Source organism: Streptococcus sp. A22 (assembly GCF_043674215.1).
In the GTDB taxonomy this organism is placed as follows: domain Bacteria; phylum Bacillota; class Bacilli; order Lactobacillales; family Streptococcaceae; genus Streptococcus; species Streptococcus suis_V.
Genome location: NZ_JBIMJQ010000009.1, coordinates 75,922 through 93,865, shown reverse-complemented (window position 1 = coordinate 93,865; position 17,944 = coordinate 75,922). Strand labels below are relative to the sequence as shown.

19 protein-coding genes and 1 pseudogene are annotated in these 17,944 nt (G+C 36.5%); 7 read left to right on the top strand and 13 right to left on the bottom strand.

Annotated features, from left to right (window positions below):
• Positions 1-106 precede the first annotated feature (106 nt).
• The 5 genes from ACHBHN_RS05590 to ACHBHN_RS05570 all read right to left on the bottom strand — a co-directional run bounded on the left by ACHBHN_RS05590 (position 107) and on the right by ACHBHN_RS05570 (position 5,630).
• Positions 107-1,855, bottom strand: coding sequence for an AAA family ATPase (locus ACHBHN_RS05590; protein ID WP_394733768.1), 1,749 nt, complete (start codon positions 1,853-1,855; stop codon positions 107-109).
• Between the two features lie 5 nt (positions 1,856-1,860).
• On the bottom strand, positions 1,861-2,967 hold the full coding sequence (locus tag ACHBHN_RS05585) for a DNA cytosine methyltransferase (protein ID WP_172051125.1): 1,107 nt from the start codon (positions 2,965-2,967) through the stop codon (positions 1,861-1,863).
• Positions 2,951-4,579, bottom strand: coding sequence for an Eco57I restriction-modification methylase domain-containing protein (locus ACHBHN_RS05580; protein ID WP_238708488.1), 1,629 nt, complete (start codon positions 4,577-4,579; stop codon positions 2,951-2,953). Before ACHBHN_RS05580 ends, ACHBHN_RS05585 begins: the two co-directional genes overlap by 17 nt.
• 29 nt (positions 4,580-4,608) lie before the next feature.
• Positions 4,609-4,794 (bottom strand): helix-turn-helix domain-containing protein, encoded by a 186-nt coding sequence (locus ACHBHN_RS05575; protein WP_172051123.1) that lies wholly within the window; start codon positions 4,792-4,794, stop codon positions 4,609-4,611.
• A 197-nt stretch (positions 4,795-4,991) separates the two neighbouring features.
• Positions 4,992-5,630, bottom strand: coding sequence for a hypothetical protein (locus ACHBHN_RS05570; RefSeq protein ID WP_172051122.1), 639 nt, complete (start codon positions 5,628-5,630; stop codon positions 4,992-4,994).
• Positions 5,631-5,851: 221 nt separating this feature from the next.
• Between ACHBHN_RS05570 and ACHBHN_RS05565 the strand changes: the two genes are divergently transcribed.
• From ACHBHN_RS05565 to ACHBHN_RS05540, 6 genes are read left to right on the top strand one after another with little or no spacing between them, the layout of a single operon-like run.
• Entirely contained in the window at positions 5,852-6,541 is a 690-nt protein-coding gene (locus tag ACHBHN_RS05565) for a helix-turn-helix transcriptional regulator (RefSeq protein ID WP_394733767.1), read from the top strand.
• Between the two features lie 2 nt (positions 6,542-6,543).
• Positions 6,544-6,771, top strand: coding sequence for a hypothetical protein (locus ACHBHN_RS05560; RefSeq protein ID WP_024418919.1), 228 nt, complete (start codon positions 6,544-6,546; stop codon positions 6,769-6,771).
• A complete protein-coding gene (locus ACHBHN_RS05555) occupies positions 6,761-6,889 on the top strand; it encodes a hypothetical protein (RefSeq protein WP_014636309.1) in 129 nt (42 codons plus the stop codon). The genes ACHBHN_RS05560 and ACHBHN_RS05555 overlap by 11 nt, the downstream gene beginning before the upstream one ends.
• Positions 6,890-6,893: 4 nt before the next feature.
• Positions 6,894-8,309 (top strand): Y-family DNA polymerase, encoded by a 1,416-nt coding sequence (locus ACHBHN_RS05550; RefSeq protein ID WP_394733766.1) that lies wholly within the window; start codon positions 6,894-6,896, stop codon positions 8,307-8,309.
• Positions 8,306-8,674 carry a hypothetical protein gene (locus ACHBHN_RS05545; RefSeq protein ID WP_024052924.1) on the top strand — a complete coding sequence of 123 codons (369 nt, stop codon included), beginning with the start codon at positions 8,306-8,308 and terminating at the stop codon, positions 8,672-8,674. The genes ACHBHN_RS05550 and ACHBHN_RS05545 overlap by 4 nt, the downstream gene beginning before the upstream one ends.
• Positions 8,661-8,960 (top strand): DUF5960 family protein, encoded by a 300-nt coding sequence (locus ACHBHN_RS05540; protein WP_105155500.1) that lies wholly within the window; start codon positions 8,661-8,663, stop codon positions 8,958-8,960. Before ACHBHN_RS05545 ends, ACHBHN_RS05540 begins: the two co-directional genes overlap by 14 nt.
• An 84-nt stretch (positions 8,961-9,044) precedes the next feature.
• Here the strand turns inward: ACHBHN_RS05540 and lacD are convergent, their stop codons facing one another.
• From lacD to pfkB, 4 genes are all read right to left on the bottom strand, one after another.
• Positions 9,045-10,004 (bottom strand): tagatose-bisphosphate aldolase, encoded by a 960-nt coding sequence (lacD, locus tag ACHBHN_RS05535; protein WP_105155501.1) that lies wholly within the window; start codon positions 10,002-10,004, stop codon positions 9,045-9,047.
• A 65-nt stretch (positions 10,005-10,069) separates the two neighbouring features.
• The gene (locus ACHBHN_RS05530) at positions 10,070-10,513 is read right to left on the bottom strand and encodes a PTS sugar transporter subunit IIA (RefSeq protein WP_105155502.1); all 444 of its coding nucleotides are present in this window, start codon (positions 10,511-10,513) and stop codon (positions 10,070-10,072) included.
• Between the two features lie 11 nt (positions 10,514-10,524).
• On the bottom strand, positions 10,525-11,913 hold the full coding sequence (locus ACHBHN_RS05525; RefSeq protein ID WP_172099402.1) for a PTS fructose transporter subunit IIC: 1,389 nt from the start codon (positions 11,911-11,913) through the stop codon (positions 10,525-10,527).
• Positions 11,914-12,849: a 1-phosphofructokinase gene (pfkB, locus tag ACHBHN_RS05520; RefSeq protein ID WP_238711301.1), complete on the bottom strand. Its 936-nt coding sequence runs from the start codon at positions 12,847-12,849 to the stop codon at positions 11,914-11,916.
• A 282-nt stretch (positions 12,850-13,131) separates the two neighbouring features.
• On the opposite strand from pfkB, the gene ACHBHN_RS05515 reads away from it, so the two are divergent.
• Positions 13,132-13,881 carry a MurR/RpiR family transcriptional regulator gene (locus ACHBHN_RS05515; protein ID WP_222311037.1) on the top strand — a complete coding sequence of 250 codons (750 nt, stop codon included), beginning with the start codon at positions 13,132-13,134 and terminating at the stop codon, positions 13,879-13,881.
• A gap of 104 nt (positions 13,882-13,985) precedes the next feature.
• Here ACHBHN_RS05515 and ACHBHN_RS05510 read toward each other — a convergent pair whose 3' ends face one another.
• The 4 genes and pseudogenes from ACHBHN_RS05510 to ACHBHN_RS05495 all read right to left on the bottom strand — a co-directional run bounded on the left by ACHBHN_RS05510 (position 13,986) and on the right by ACHBHN_RS05495 (position 17,918).
• On the bottom strand, positions 13,986-14,621 hold the full coding sequence (locus ACHBHN_RS05510; RefSeq protein WP_105155506.1) for a CpXC domain-containing protein: 636 nt from the start codon (positions 14,619-14,621) through the stop codon (positions 13,986-13,988).
• A gap of 151 nt (positions 14,622-14,772) precedes the next feature.
• A pseudogene (locus ACHBHN_RS05505) lies at positions 14,773-16,443 on the bottom strand (ComEC/Rec2 family competence protein); the annotation flags it as partial.
• Positions 16,430-17,098, bottom strand: coding sequence for a helix-hairpin-helix domain-containing protein (locus tag ACHBHN_RS05500; RefSeq protein ID WP_105161158.1), 669 nt, complete (start codon positions 17,096-17,098; stop codon positions 16,430-16,432). The gene ACHBHN_RS05500 and the pseudogene ACHBHN_RS05505, both read right to left, overlap by 14 nt.
• Before the next feature lie 73 nt (positions 17,099-17,171).
• On the bottom strand, positions 17,172-17,918 hold the full coding sequence (locus ACHBHN_RS05495) for a lysophospholipid acyltransferase family protein (protein ID WP_394733765.1): 747 nt from the start codon (positions 17,916-17,918) through the stop codon (positions 17,172-17,174).
• Positions 17,919-17,944 lie beyond the last annotated feature (26 nt).

The window sequence follows — 17,944 nt, the reverse complement described above, 5'->3', positions numbered from 1 at the left end:
ATGAGTTTCTGGTAGAATGAGTGTTGGACATGTTCATCTGCTTTCTATACTGAGTTGGGGAATTCTAGTATATCAGACGAACATGTCTTTTTTGTTGCACTTCATTTTACAACGCGGGAAAAATAATAAATCGCTCATCAGCTTTCTTAGATAAAAATCCAACAATAATATCTTCCAGACTTTTATATGACGTTGTATTAAATAACTTGTCTCTTGAAAACTTAAATGCATCATCCCATAGATATTTTACCACCTTCTCAGAAAATCTCTTTTCTACATCGTCTCTACTTAAATCACTTGGTGAAATGAAATATGCACCTAATCTCTTGTCCTCAGATGAAAGCATACTTGTATTACTGCTAATGATTAATTCATTAATAACTTTATTAAATAGTCCCCAAGTAACAGATGTATCTGATATTTTTACATTTTTATGTTCCGCTTTATTGATATCATTTAATATCATTTTCATAGTCCATCGACGTTGAAAAGCAGTATCTAAAGTAAAAACATTCTGATCTGATGTGTTCATGGTAGCAAGGATTGTCAAATTGGACGGAATCTTTATTGGAATGTTTTCATTATCAAAAATAGCCTTAGATATATCGTAATTTACAACTGAGTATTTACTTTCACCACTATCAGTTCTATCAAGTAATTGAAAAATTTCTCCAAAAATAGCTGGAGCATTCCCTCGGTTAATTTCTTCAATGATAAGATAATACATATTCACTGAATCTTCGTAAGCCTTCCTCATTACCTTTGTGAATGGCCCAGGTTTAAATTCATATGAAATAGTTTCATCTTCTTTAATTGTTGGCAAGATTTGACCAATAAAATCCGTATTCATATAATCAGGATGGAAAACAACTCGATACATCCGCTCCTTTCCATACTTACTATCTATAGCATGACTTTTTCCAGAGCCGGGAACTCCATAGAATAGGATATTTTCCCCACCTACTTTTCGGTTGTTTGTTTTTGTTATTTCATCATTTTGATTCTCTGGATTGAATTCACTCTCAAGTAACGATTGTGTTGAAGCTAAAAAACCTAAATATTTCTCATCTGAAACAGATTCAACATTTAATTTTTCAAATTGGTAGACCTTATTTTTTACATTTTCAATTTGATATACAGGAATTGATATTTTTTCATTATCAATAACAAGTGTCTGAAGTTGTTTTAATGCTTGGATTAGACGATTATCGAATTTCATTCTATATTTTTCTAACACAGAATTCACAGTAATATCTTCACGCGAAAGCATTATCAAAATTAATGTGTTTAAATAGTCCTCATATTTTTTTGATGTGGCAACTAAATATCTATACTCGTTAATTGAAATAGAGTAATCACCTGTGGCTTTACCTAATTCAATCAAAATCTTATAAAGAAACATTACTGGAAATAGTCTAAAATCTTTACGAATTCCTTTATACTCTTCATCAATACTTGAACTAATGAACATTTTCTCGATTTGTCTTTGAACGATATCTTTATATAATCCTATTTTTTCAAAATTTCCATCACAAAGTTCCTTTATTTCGTAAAATGTTGGAGAAATTTGTGCAGTATTATAGCTATTTGATGTCATAGTAATCAAACCAAAAAATGCAGCCACTCTAAGTGCTCTATGAGTCTCAGAAATCGTAACGCCATTTTTTTCGCTCTTTATCTGAGATACTCTCTTCTTTATAAAACTTTCTAGGTTTAAGCCTTTAGAATCTTCTTGAAACTGACGTAAAAATTCTACTTGATAGCATAAACTTACAAACGAAGTATCTTGTTTCACGAGATACCAACATTCATAATTTTGAGCTGCCTCTAGTTCATTAATCTTTTGTTCTAACATTCTATTCATATATTCCCTTTCTTCAATATGTTTTCTACAAGTTTAGATAAGAAATAAGAAATTTTTGGTGGTACAGCATTACCTATTTGTTTGTTTATAGATGTTTTATTACCATAAAATACGAAATCATCAGGAAAACTTTGAATCCTTGCAGCTTCTCTAGGAGTTAGAGTACGATTTTCAATAGGATGAATAAAACGACCACCAGAAGGAGTATCAAATCGTGTCGTTATTGTCGGTGCTGGTTCATCCCAACTAAGCCTTCCATAAGAACCACTATGCACAGAATTTATTCTTTCATTCAGTACCGTAAAATTCTCACCTGATTTTACCTTTTTCATTCTCTCAACAGCAACAGTCGAGTGGTTTGTCTTTGAATGATTTGTTAATGTTGAGTTTCGTGATTCTAAATACATTTGATAATCCGTCATTGATCTTGTACTTGTGACTACGCCTGAATCTGTAGGTTCACACAAATTTGAAATGGCATCACGGACAGTTACTGAATCAAAAAAAGTTGGTATTTCTCTTCTAATTTGTATAATTGTATCTTCCCAAATATCCATATAATTAATATTAGGTACTGTGGTCCCAATAATTATCATCCTCTCTCGTTTTTGAGGGATTCCAAAGTCAGTTGCTTTTACTACTTTATAAAATAATTGATACGGTTCTCCACCAAGTAATTCAGCATCGGAAAATATACGAAGAATCTCAGCAAAAATTTCTCCATTCTGCATCGTTTGAATCCCTTTTACATTTTCCATAATGAATACTTTAGGTTTTACAGATTTTACAATATTAAAATAATGTTTAAATAGATAGTTACGAGGGTCATCCATGAAACCATTCCTAATTCTAGCTCCTGCCATTGAAAAGCCTTGACATGGTGGACCGCCAACTATCACGTCTGCATCACCTTCTTTAAAAATCCCTGCATTATCTATGTTTGCTATATCATCAATAATAACATCTACCCCGGGATGATTTAATATGTAGGAGTTTGCAATGGTTTTATCGTATTCAACTGCCTTTTTTACTTTATTTCCATTCTGAATGAATCCGAGTGAAAGACCTCCAACACCAGAAAATAAATCAATTATTTTTAACATTTCGTCCTCCACTTATCCGATATTTATAAGCAAAACTCTTTATATAGTCACTTTCAGCTTCGCTTAATCCAAAAAGCTGATTAATATAATCATCTATTTTATGGATTTCTTCTACACATAGTCTATGTTTATACTCAAACTCTGTCTGTTTTGTACCTACATAAAGTTTGGTTTCCTCTAATTTCATTTCCAAATTATTTGCTAATTCTTTAACTATTTTAGTATCGAAATTAATTGGAATTCTAAATCCATTTAACTCTTTTTGAGTTATGTGCCAACAATCAGATATACAAATCCAAAACCACCAAAATAAAGATGAATTAAACAGACACATAGCATAGTTAATATTATCGACATTACTTGAAGAAAATATCTTATACTCTGAACCTTTATGTTTATTCAAAAATGCTTTAATCCAAAATGCTGCACGCATATTTAGATATATTGATTTATCTCCTCCATCAAACAAAGAGTTTAGTGCATTCGCTTGAGATTTTATATTTTTGTAAATTGAAACATCGAAGTTATTTCCTAGTTTTGGAATAAATTTCTCTTCAATAAAATTATTTTCAATTACTTCTGAACTTTGAAAAAGAAAATCTCTTTCATTTTTATACCAATAAGTATAGTTCCCTGTAAAAATTGATACAGTAGAATTGGTATTCCTCCCAAAAATTATAGTCAATTTTTGATGCACAGATGTAAAAAGACAATCAGGCCGATCAGAAAAATTCAAAATTACCTGAGTTGGAATTAGTTTATAAAGTGTCTCCCTAATAGATTTCATACGTGGTGTTGACACATAAGAAAGTGGAATAATAAATCCTATTACACCATTTTGTTTCAATTGTGTTGAGGATTTCTCTAAAACATGAGCATAAATATTCCCATAATTTCTTTCTAGTTCTAAACCGCTTTTAGATTGTTCCACATATGGTGGATTGCCTAAAATAACATCAAATCTTCGTTCACAAAGAGATTCTTTACTTACAGTAAGTTGTTGTAAATAATCTTGTACTGTAAAGTTTTGACTTAATATTTTTGATATTCCGATAATTGAATCTATCCCATATCTTTCCAAAATATATAGAAAAATCCTCAATTTTGTAATATTGATAGAGTCAGGATTAATATCATTACCAAATATTGTTTGTAATACCGCATGTACTTCTGCAATACTGGGATTAGCGATACTTCTTTCTAGTAAATTATACTTATAATCCAAAGTCTCAATTAGAAACTCACCCGCCCCACAAGTTGGATCAAATACAGTTTTACTAAAGCAAATCTCCATAAAATTTACTTCAAAATTTATGGAGTTATCCAATTTGAAATAATCGACATTTTGTGACAAAATCTTGAAACTATTTGTAACTATAAAACTTACTACGTCATTTGGCGTATAATAAACACCTTTAGTTTTTCGTATCGATTCTCTCTCATTTAATGTTGATAATAAATCTTGTATTTCAAAAAAATTATCATAATATTCATCACTTTTATATTCAGAATAATATATTCTATTCAATTCGCTTCTCAAAACCAAAAGTTCTGAATGAGAATACTTTTGTGCTAAAAAGTTATTTACAATATTAAATGCTCTATTTAGCATATTTACGTACACCACACTCCTTTAAAAAATTAATCCATTGTGCTTTTTCCGCTTTTTACCCAATTATCAAGCTCAGAACACTTAAAAGCCCATTTTCTTCCTATTTTATGAGCTGGCATATCCATATTATGCTTTATCCAATTTCTAATAGTCACTGGTTTCACACTTAGATAAGTTGCTGCTTCTTCTATACTTATCCACTTCTCTTTCTCCATAATCTATACCTTTCACTGCTATTTTTTCTTTCCCTATAATAGCACTTTAATTAGTTATTAGCAATTTTTTGACAATAGACATCTTTATGTTATTTTTTTTGATATTTTTTGATATTTATTTATATTTAACAACATTAAATGATATTATAAAAATTTTTTAAAAAAAGCGGTGCTATTAGTAACACCGTAAATTCACACTATTTAAACCGACTAATTAACTTATCAATGCCTAAAAGTCTATTATAGGGGATAAATTTTGCATCTCCTTCACCAAAATTTTTTATATCACACTTTTCATTTAAAAAATCAAATTCAACAAAACCTAAAATATCCGCATGTGTCACACTGAACCAATCGACTAATTTTGTATCAATATTAGTATCAGTTGCATTCAATCTAACTGCGACATAAAAATTTTTAGGTTTACTGTTAAATTGCTCCAAATTAACTAAAAGTCGGCTATGATTGTATCGAAACCCCGTTTTCACATCAACACTTTCTGAAAAATCTGTAATAAAATCATAACTATCAGTTTTTCTTTGTCCTTCATATATAGTAAACATTCCGCTGGTATCAACCACTTTGTTTTTATCTTTCAGTAACTTCAAAAAAGCAATCTCACCAAGTTTTCCCATATATGTTCGCTGAATTTCAATTTTATTCTTAAGTTCAATATCATTACTTAGAAATACATCTTCAGGTAGTAATCTGGAATATTGATTATCAGACAGAATAATTTTTTTTGCAAAATCTAACGCTTTATCACGCATTTCATCAGTCAAATCATATCTGTAACATTTTACTTGATAACTTCCTCGTTTTTCGTAAAAATACATTACCTTGCTCTCCTACTAATTTTTTAGCCAATAAATTAGACAAATTCCTAACAGATTCGTATTAATTTCTGTACATAAAATTACTTCTTATATTGTATCACGATTGAAACAAAATTAACATACCACATTGACTTATTCCAAAAAGGGATACTACTTACTTATTGCTTTTCTATCCAAATTTGTTATAATTTTGTTAAGATATAATTTAACAAGGAGACATTATGTTTTCAAAAGAACGACTTAAGCATCGAAGAAATGAAAAAATGTTATCACAATCCGAAATTGCTTCAATAATAGGAGTTAATAGAACAGCTTTTCATAACTGGGAAAAGGGAAAAAGCATACCTAACCAAAAAAACCTCACTGCCCTCGCCAAAATCCTAGACGTCCCAGTCACTTATTTTGAATCTGAATACAATATTGTCAATAACTATCTTCAATTATCTCCTGATAATCAGATAAAGGCAGAAGACTTTGTAGAGGAGCTTCTTCTTTCCCAACAAACCTCTAAAGTAACTCCACTCTTCTCAGTCCAAGTGCTATCGGATATCCAACTCTCAGCTGGTCTCGGAGAAGGATTCTTTGACGAGTTTGAAACTGAAACAGTCTACTCAGATGAGGAACAATACGGTTACGACATTGCAGCTTGGATTGAGGGAGACTCTATGGAGCCCGTTTATAAGAGCGGTGAAGTCGCACTAATTCGTTCAAACGGATTCGACTATGATGGAGCTGTCTATGCATTATCATGGAATGACTTTATCTATATCAAAAAACTCTACCGTGATGAGGATGGATTTAGAATGGTTTCCCTGAATAAGGACTATCCAGAGAAGTTCATCCCTTATGAGGATGAACCAAGAATTGTCGGTCTAGTTGTGGGTCACTTTATGCCTGTAGAGGGGGTATAATCATGAAGCTAAAGGATATTTTAGAACTTGGAACATATGGTTTCAACCCTGATTGTAAAGTTGAAATATTCAATATGGACAACTTTGAAGAGCGACTAGAGAATGAAGGATTCGATGAAATTCTTATTCCTCAAAATGAGGATGCTAAAATCTATCCTTACGCTTTTTTGATAGAAGATTCTATTTTAATTGCTATGACCGAGGAGGATGACAATACCAATGAATGTTAAAGAAATGATTTACATCAAAGACGAACGTATTATCTTCACCCCTGACAAATTTGAATACGACATCACAGATTACATCGGTGAACTTATCGAAGAGCTAGAAAAACTTAAAAGGAGATAATCCTATGGGCTATATCGACTATTCTTTTGAACCTCAAAGTGACATAGCCTTCCTCGATATGAAGTCCTTCTACGCTTCGGTAGAATGTGTGGATAGAGGTTTGCATCCGCTCTACACATCACTGTGTGTCATGAGCCGTGCAGACAACTCGGCAGGATTGATTCTCGCTTCTTCTCCTATGTTTAAGAAAGTCTTCGGTAAAGCAAATGTAGGTCGTTCCTACGACTTGCCATTTGATATCAACACTCGAAAATTCAGCTATCAAAATGCATGGAAGCAGGGAATTGAGGTAACACCAAAGTATAAATCGTTTATTGAACACTGGGCAAAACGTACACTCATCGTTCCTCCTCGAATGGACAGATATATTGAGAAGAATCTAGAGATTCAGCATATCTTCCAAGACTATGCTGCTCCAGATGACATTCTCCCCTATTCAATCGATGAAGGATTTATTGACCTCACAAGCTCACTTTCTTACTTCATTCCTGATAAGTCAATGTCTAGAAAAGATATGTTAGATAATGTTTCTGCCATGATCCAACGAGATATTTACCGTAAAACAGGTATTATCTCAACTGTAGGCATGAGCAATTCCAACCCCCTGCTAGCTAAACTAGCTCTAGATAATGAAGCTAAGAAAACTGCTACAATGAGGGCTAACTGGTCATACCAAGATGTAGAAACCAAAGTATGGTCCATACCAAAATTATCAGACTTTTGGGGGATTGGCAGTAAAACAGAGATTCATTTACAAAAACTTGGTATTCATTCAATCAAAGAACTGGCCAATTTCAATCCCGATATTCTCAAAAAAGAATTCGGTAAAGTCGGAGTTCAGCTTTGGTTTCACGCAAATGGAGTTGACGAGAGCAACGTCCATGACCCCTATAAACCAAAATCACGAGGATTGGGTAATTCTCAAGTACTTCCTAGAGATTACAGAACCCAAAGAGAAATTGAAATCGTATTAGCTGAAATGGCTGACCAAGTTGCTAACCGTCTTCGCTCGGCACATAAAAAAGCTACTGTCGTTTCTATTCATATTGGCTATTCTAGAACTGAGATGAAAAAATCTATAAATGCACAGAAAAAAATTGAACCCACAAATCTTCCAAAAACAATGGTTGGTCATGTACTTGAATTATTCCGAAAGAAATACACCTCTGGTGCAGTGAGGCAAATCGGTGTGTCTTATGGTGGCTTTGTAGATGAAAACTTTACTCTACTGTCACTTTTTGATGATGTAGAACAAATTGAAAAAGAAAATAGACTTCAGACAGCAATTGATGTTGTCAGAGAACAGTTTGGCTTTTTAGCTATTCAAAAAGGAACCGTCCTAACCGAAGGTTCCAGAAATATTGAACGTAGTAAACTTATCGGCGGTCATTCCGCTGGTGGATTGGAGGGATTAAAATGATTGATCGTTCATACTTGCCATTTCAGTCAGCAAGGGAGTACCAGGATACTAAGATGCAAAAATGGATGGGATTTTTCCTATCTGAGCATACATCTGCTCTTTCTGATGATGCAAACAAAGTAACGTATATGTCTGATTTATCACTAGAGAAGAAATTATTACTCCTCAGTCAAGTGTACACTGGGCAATTGCACACACGCATTCATGTCGTTGAAAAAAACAAGCGAGTTTCCTACACTGGGACAATACCAAGTCTGAACAAAGATTTCATTTTGATAAAAACTACAACAGGTCACATCAATTTGAAATTGAACGACATAATTAGTATTGAACTTGTAGAGGAGGTGCTCTATGAATCAGCTTGAGTTTCAGCGTAATCACCTTCAAATGGACTATTACAGCGAGAGCTACCAAGATTTTGAACGTGACTTCTACCGCTACTCCAATATGAATATTCCATTGACCTTCCTGACTGATGATATCATCAAAACAATGGCGACTTCTCGTAAGAATTACTTTGTCCTAAATAAGGAAAAGGCAAGAGATAACCGTGATCACTTCTTCATATTTGAGGTAAGTACCGTAGATGAGAATCCGCTAATCTACCGCTATTCTTACAAGAGTACAACAACTTACTTATCACAAAAATAGGAGCTCATAAACTGCTCCTATTTTCTTTAGACATGGATTCTAGTTTTTTAAAATACTAAGAAATTTTTCCTAGAATAGTTCTATCTATCCCTCCGCACAAGAACTAGCAGTAAGAGATAATACTCTGTCTAAGCTCTCAATATTTTCACGACCAACAGTTCGTAACCATTCTCGTGCTGCTTCTTCACCTTGCTCAATATAAACAGGCACAACTCCAGCCCATGTTGCACGACCGCATAATACACCATTAAATTTAGCTCCTGAATCATGAGCAAACACTAGTGTATCTTGGAAGAGTTTTGCAGAAACACCTGCGCTTAGATAAATGTATGGCAAATGAGTTGATGCTTCTTGTTGACGGAAATATTCGGCTGCTTCTTCTTTTGTATAAACGACTTCCCCTGTTCCAAAGCCTTCTACAAAATTCATGTTCACAGGTACTTCTACCTTGAGAACATCTACTCCAAAGCGTTCGTCCGAAAATACTCTCATGGCTTCATTTACTTTTCTAGGTTTTGCTTTCGCAAACTCAACACTAGCATTGTCTTCAATCGTTTCATCATAGCTCAAAATCTCCAAGAAGAATGGCAAACCTTCTGCCTGACATTCTGAACCTAAACGTTCAATATAGGCATGTTTTTGAAGATTAACGTATGGATCACCATCAACGTCATAGTAGAGTAGAAACTTAATGGCATCTGCCCCCACTTCTTTTAGTCGTTTTACAGACCATTCTACTAGGCAATCTGGCAAACGATTGGTAGAGCTGGTGTCATAGCCAGTTTTTTCATAGGCCAAAAGTAAGCCACATTGTTCATCACGGGCGTGTGAAGCTGGTAAGCCAAATTCAGGATCTAAAAGAATAGAAGAAGAAAACTGTGTTAACTCTTCAGATACTAGAGTTTTCAACTTTTCCATTTGCTCTACGGTTGGAGTTTCTGTCTGATGTTTTGCGATCATCTTTTTCAAGGCGCCACGTTGGTCAAAAGCAAGAGCTGATATAATGCCATTCTTTGTCATTAACTTAGATAGATTTTTTACCATTTTTATTCCTTCCTTAATAAAGAAATCTCCTGACATCTACTCTATACGTCAGGAGATAATGATGATTACACTAAGTGTTTCTTCAATAGCTCAACAATTTCATCTACACTATTAGCATTTGTAAAAGATATTTTGAACTCTGTCTTCATGAGTAAACGAGCAATCTTTGATAAAAATTTTAAGTGAGTGGTACCTGCTTCCGTTTCCGGAATAAATAGTGCAATAACTGAAGTGATAGGTTGACCATCCATTGACTGCCATTCAACACCATTAGCCAATTTCAATACAGCTACGCCAGGTTTTGTGATTGCAGAAGATTTAGCATGTGGAATGGCAAAACCATCCATCATTCCGGTAGTACCTTCATCTTCCCTTGCAAGAAGTGCTTCTTTAACTAAGGCAATGTCTGTTGCATATCCATGTTCAAAAACCAGTTGTGATAAACAATCAAACACACTCTCCTTTGATGAAGCAGACACATCAACTTGTACTAATTTCTTATCTATCATTAATGTACCTCTTATACCTTTTCAATTTTAGTTTTTTGAATATATCCTAGAAGTAATCCTGAAATAATAGCTCCAATTGCAATTGCTAACACCCAAAGTCCAGCATTTGTTACTACAGGAAGGACTAAGAATCCACCATGTGGAGCAGGAACTTTTACACCCCAAAGATAAGTTAACACTGCACCAATTGATGACCCAAGCATCAATGTTGGTAGATTACGGAGTGGATCTTTCGCAGCGAAGGGGATAGCACCTTCAGTAATATGTGTAGAACCTAATATTAAATTTGCAAGACCTGCATTGCAATCTTCATCAGAGTAATATTTACGGAATACTGTTGTAGCAACAAAAGTTGTCAATGGTGGGACAATACATGCTGCAGAAACACCTGCCATAAAGCTAGTATTTCCTTGTGCTAGAAGGGCTGTACCTGTTACATACGCTGCTTTATTTACTGGACCACCCATATCAAAAGCAGACATGCAACCAATAATAATTCCAAGAATTATAGGATTGGCATTTTCAAATCCTGCGAGCCAAGCCATCATAGATTCATTTACCCATGTCATTGGAGAGTTCACTGCCACCATAAATAATCCAGTAACAAATACACCGAACAATGGATATAGGAAAATAGCTTTCAAACCATCTAGTGATTTTGGCAATCCCTTAAATAGTTTCATTAGAGCCAAAACAATATAACCAGCAGCGAAACCACCAACGATACCACCTAAGAATCCTGATCCTCCATTTGCGGCCATCAAACCAGCGACAAGACCTGATACAAATCCAGGACGCTTAGCAATAGATTCGGCAATATAAGCTGATAAAACAGGAACCATCATACCCATTGCTACACCACCAATGTCATTTTTCAACATAGCAGCAAAAGGATTATATTGTTCACTATTTGGGTCAAATGAAAAAATACCAAATAGGAATGAAATGGCAATCAAAACTCCTCCTGCAACTACAAATGGAAGCATGTGAGACACACCGTTCATTAGATGTTTATAGATTTGACGTCCAAAACTCTCATTACCTGCTGATGAAGATTCTTGCTTAATAGCTTCACCTGCTTTTACAACACCTTTACCAGATAGAGCATCATCAATCAATTTAGAAGCATTTTTAATACCTTCCCCAACTGAAGTCTCAATGACACGTTTCCCTGCAAAGCGTTCTGCGTTTACATCCTTGTCAGCTGCAATAATAACCGCATCTGCTGCAGCAATTTCTTCAGCTGTCAACTCGTTCTCAATACCAATTTGACCATGAGTTTCTACCTTGATAGAAACGTTACGCTCTTTTGCTGCTTGCTCAAGTGCTTCTTGAGCCATGAATGTATGTGCTATACCAGTTGGACAACCAGTAGCTGCAATCAATTTATAAGTAGCCATCTACTTTACCTCCATTTTTTTTAGTAATATTTGTTTACTTAATTCATCGACATCTGAAAAATCCGTTAGTCCACTTCTAAATGCTGTCGAAGAGCCTGCAGCAACCGCTTTGATTAAGGATTTCTCAGTTGATAGACCCAAGATTTTTGATCCTAAAAAAGTACCAAGAGTAGTATCTCCCGCACAAGCAGTATTTACCACTTCTCCTTTCGGAGCGTTGCAAGTAAATATTTCTCCACTGTCCGTAAACATTACTGCTCCCTTACCACCTAAAGATATCAGTACATTTCTTGCACCTTTGTCTTGAAGCGTTTTTCCATATACTAAAATGGCATCTTCTGAAATTTCGGTCACTCCAAACCACTGTGCAATCTCTTCATCATTTGGCTTAATCAGATATGGCTTATACTTTAGGCAAGTGAGAATAACTGGATCACTAATATCTAAAATTAAAGATACTTTATTTTCATCGGTTATCTCAGCTATCTTAACTAAATAACTGGAATCAATTCCTCTAGGAAGACTTCCTGAAATAACTAAATAATCATCTGAACCTAGCAATCGAATTTTTTCTAATAGAGTATCTTGAGCAGAAGGAGAAATTTCTGGGCCTTTATTTACCAATTTATACTCCTCTGATGTTTCTAGAACCTGTGTGAACACATTAATTCTAGTTATTCCTTCAACGTCAATAAACTCTTCGGTAATCCCTTTAGCAAGTAACTCATCCTTTATGAACTGTCCCGTAAAACCAGCACTAAACCCAAATGCTGTATTTGGAATATCTAGCATCTTTAGTATAAACGAGACATTAACACCTTTTCCGTTTGGTTGCAGTTCATCGTATAAAGTTCGATTAACGATGTTATTTTTTAGCTGGTTTGTTTTGATAAACATATCGATAGCCGGATTCATTGTTAAAGTATAGATACCCACACCTTATTCTCCTTTCATTCTTTTTTTGTTATAATAATAATAACATTTTTATAATGTAAGTGTTTTCTAATATTCTAATGTTTTTGTAACATTTTACTCTACAGGCCATCCGAAAATTCAAAAAAGGCAAACTGAAAATCATAGATAATAATGAGCATAAATTATCAGTTAAGATAGCTACATCATCTAATTTTGTGTGTTGCAGTTTCTTTAATGATGATTACATTTTAAAATACTCTTCCCTTTATAACACTAAAAATTCATAAAGCATAAGGAATTATTATGGCAATTAATAAACATTTGACTGAAACTGAAAAACACACTTGGACACATCTTAATAACAAATTTAAAGAGATTTCGACTCTTAGCATTTCGGAAGCTAGTGAATTATTAAATGTTTCAACTGCAACTATTACTAGAACACTACAAAAAAAAGGTTATACTGGATTTTCTGATTTTAAGCACGATGTAAAAGACAGAAAACAGGATAGCTTATCCATCCTCAAAGATAAAAAAATTACCGACGAAATCAAAGTTTCTGTACTAAAGAGTTATCAGGAAGTTACAAAAACACTTAATGATCTTGACCTAGAAACATTAGAAATGGCAATCTCAGAACTACAAAGTGCAAAGAAAATTACTATTTTTGCTAGAGGATTTTCTGAATTACTTGCTACAGAGATGCAAACAAAATTTCTCTTACTGGGATATTATACAGAACTTCATACAGACCCAAACATTATCCGTACTGTAAGTGCCAGATTGGATGCAAATGATTGTGTGGTATTTATATCCTTAAATGGAGAAACGATTGAATTACAAGATGCTGCAAAAATTTGTCAACAAAACGATACCACTACTATACTTCTAAGTGCTAACCCTTCAGGTAGCCTATCAAATTATACTCAGATTAAGCTTTTTGGATTTAAAACAGAGTTAACATACTTCCCAGATGTAGAAGTACATTCTCGACTTCCACTTTACATTATTGGACGTTTATTATTAGATACTTTAGCTGCTAATCAAAAATAGACCTCTAGCTAAACAAAATATTAAAACTACCATTTTTGCAATCTGTAAATGAAAAATGACCTGACTAACAATCAGGTCTTTTTCATGTAAATTATAAAAAGGTTTTAAGCCAAACTGGTACGACAGAATGATTCCGCCCATCTAGAATCTATGTAATATGTATTAGTTTCTAGGTCTTCAACATCAGCAAGGTAGTACTCATATTGTTCTTGAGAAAAGTCGAGAGATGCTACTGCAATCTGGTTATCAATAAACATAAATTGATAACTTTCCAGTCCAACCTCAGTGAAAACCATGTGCTCATAGTTAAACTGAATATCACCATCCTCCAGAGGACTATTCATGAACTTCATAAGCTCAATTGCTCTATCATCATACCCTGCTGAAACAATCTGTACCTTCTCAACAAAAGACTCTATATCCGAAACAACTCGTATTTTATACTCACTGATATTAACACCCTCAGTAATCAAAGAGCAAATTTGCATAGAAAGCACATCAACATTACCATCTGCACAATACTGAATAATTGTTTTTTGTTCTTCATCTACTACGACTGTTGGGTAATCAATTAGCACCATATGTTTACAGTTATGGCAGGTAAACTTAAAGAAATCCCAGTCTAAAATAGCAGAAATAATATCGGGTGTCTTCACCGTATAAACCCTATCAAATCGTTCAAATGTACTTTGTTTTCCACAATTAGTGCAGTTAGTTTTTGTTAAAAATATTGTTGTCATTCTACTTTTCCTCTTCATCATTAATAAGTAAGCAATTTGCTTTCACTTATTATATTCGCAAGAAAAAGTAAAATTTGCGAATTTTTTCAAAAAAATAATAAACTTCATTTAAAACCGTTACGTGTTATTGTATCAATTTCAGAACTCACACTTCGGTATGGGTCAAGACCAAACTGTCAATCCTGCCCACACCTCGACTATGAAGGTAAGGAATCAAGGTCTGCTCTGCATTGGCCTTGCGCGACCGCTCCTGCCAGGCCTCCTTGGCTGCAAAATCCACGCGCCCACCCACATCAATGAGCACCGTCCGCCCCCGCCAATCCCGCAGGAAAAGGCTATCTCCCTGCCCCACGTCCACCATGGTCACCTCATTTTCCAGGGGATGTTTTGTCATGAAAAATAGCAGAGCGAGGACCAGGCTGAGACCAATCAGCCATTTTTTCCGCCTGTGAAAATCATAGAGCAAGAAAAGACCGACCAGCAAAACCAGCAAGACCAGAGGTGATGGCTTGCCAAAAATCCACGGACGCAACCCCAAATCCGCCACCCAGACAATGATTTTCTCCAAGAGGACAAAAAATCCATTGACCCAAGTAATTTTGACCAAGGGCGATAGCAGGAAAATCGAGGACAGACCTGGTAGGAGCAAGACATCGAATACAAAGGAAAAAGTAAAGGTCAGCAGAATGGACAGGGGCTGGAAAGAATAAAAATAGCCGATTAGAATAGGTAAAATCCCAGCCGAAATAGCCAAACTTTCCACCACAATTTTCTTAAACCAGCCCAAGTCCTCGAAGTCAAAAACTGTCAGCAAGAAAGCGTAGGTAAAGGTCAGGACACCGCCTGCTGTCAGTAAAAAGCGTGGCATAATGAGCAGGCAGACAAAGACCGTCACCGCAAAGTTATCCAACTTCCGCAACCCCAGATTGCCCAGAATTTTCTGTACTAAAGACCGGACGACAGAAACCGACCAGCCTGTCAGACCAGCATAAACAAGTGAAAAGAGAATTTGAACCTTGTCCACCGTCTCCTTGGTCAGACCCAGCCGCAGGAGAATCCAACGAAATTTGTCCACAAAAAAGCCAACCTGCATACCAGACAGGGCAAAGAGGTGGATAATGCCCAGACTGGAGTAGAGCTCACTCATCTGGTCAAAATCGCTATCCAACTCCCCAAACAAAAGCCCCGTCATATAATGGCTCATGGGAGCAGGGAAATTGGTTTTCACATAGACCAGAGCCTTTCTTCGCAGGCTAGATAGCCAGTCCAGAGGATGCCAGCTCACAACCTTGTCAACCTTATAAATAGCCACAACCTTGACCGTCCGATAAATGCCCTGGGTCCGCAAATAGGCAGCATAATCAAAACCATTGAAATTACGCTGACCGGCTGGCCGGCTCACCTCAGCCTCTACCGTCAGCTCAACCAGGTCCGACAGATTTTGAAAAGCTTCCTGCTCCTCTTGACTTGTCAATTTGTAGAAGGCTTGGTAAACTCGCCCGTCAGCCCGACCGCGAAAGGACAGGCTGTCTCCGTTGATGTCAATGGTATCTGGAATGACCAGTAGGGTCGTCACTTGCTCAGGGGCTGACTGGTCTGCCCTGGTCCATTGATACAACTGAAATCCGAAGAAGAGACCACATAGGCCTAAAAGCGCCAGCAGTCTGACTAAAGCCTTCTGCCCCTGCTGCAAGCAGAAGACCACCAAGAGAAAACTGAGTAGGCCTATTGCCAAAAGCGAAAAGCGATGGACCACAAAATATAGGGATACGACTAAAAGGGCCAGGTGGATAGGCTGGCAGGGGAGCTTAAACCGTGACATAAGGCCGGATGTTCTCCAGGGTCTTGTCGCCGATACCCGACACATTATTGAGGTCGTCGACGCTCTTGAAGCCACCATTGGCCTCCCGATAGGCGATAATGTCCGCCGCCCGTTTGGCCCCGACGCCTGAAATAGTCTGCAGCTCCGCCTCGGTCGCCGTATTGAGATTAACTAGACCTTGCTTGTCGTCTTGGTTTTGGGACATAGCAGAGCTGGGATTGCTGCTTGCCACCACCGAGATATTTTCACCTTTACTAGCCACATAGACCACCGCTTCGTCGCTCAGCTTCTGAGCCAGATTGACTGACTTCTGATCTGCCTCCTGGGAAAATCCACCAGCAGCCAGCAGGGCATCGTTGACCCGGCTACCATGTTCAAGGGTATAGAGCCCCGGCTTTTTCACCGCTCCCTTGACATCGACCACCAACTGGCTGCTCACTTCAGTTGAGCTAGATGCTGTTTTCGTTTGGTCCTCAGATGATGCAGAGCTTGTCTGCTCTGTCCTGGTTAAGTCAGCTAGACCTGTTTGGTCAACGGATTTGGCGGGTTGGCTAAAGAGCAGAAAGCTGGTCAAAATGACCCCTGCCGCAGCCGGCAGACCAATCTGCCACTTATAGTTTTTCAATATTTCGATATAAGAATGGATATTGTTCATTTTACTACCTCCAACTAGTAAGTGCGTAAAAGAACAGAAAAAACTCACAAAATTTGCGAGTTTTTTTATCACCTTATTTCTTGTCCAATTCAACCGATGGATTCCAGACGAAACTAGCCAGGTAGCTAAATATATAGGTCAGTCCCAAAATCAAGGCCACCAGCAAAAGTATCGGAATACGGTAGATATAGGTCAAGACATTTGGTTTTTTCTTGGTTTGGAAGGAGCCAGCGTAGTCGTCCAGACGCTTGAACTCCTTTTCAATACGGCCTGTTACCTCAGCTGTTCCTGCATCGTCCATGCGCTTGATGTCTAAAATATCAATTGGATTGCCAAAAGCCACATCAATCCGCTCACCAGCCAACAAGCCCTTGAGGGTCAGAGGACCGACATAGGTAGCAGGCATAAGCTTGACCTTGGCAGACTTGGCAATGACCGCCACACCACCTTTGAGCTCAGATGAATGTCGGCTACCAGACGGGAACATGACCAGGGAGCGGTCGCTTTTTTTCAACATGTTAACTGGATACTTGATGGCTGCCATACCAGGATTTTCACGGTCAATAGGAAAGGCACCACACTTGCGAATCCACCAACCAAAGCCACGGTCCTTGAAGAGTTCCTTTTTGGCCATAAAGATAAATTGCTTTGGTGCCGCCGCATAGCCCATGAAAACAGGGTCCCAGAAGGTCTTGTGAGGAGCAATCAGAATATAATTCTCTTCCTTGGGCAGGATATTATCCTTGTCATGGTAGTGAATATTGCCATTGACAGCCCAGAGTAAAAATGATAGTAATGTTCGTAAATAAGCGTAAAACATAGATTCTCCTTTTTATCCCTTCTATT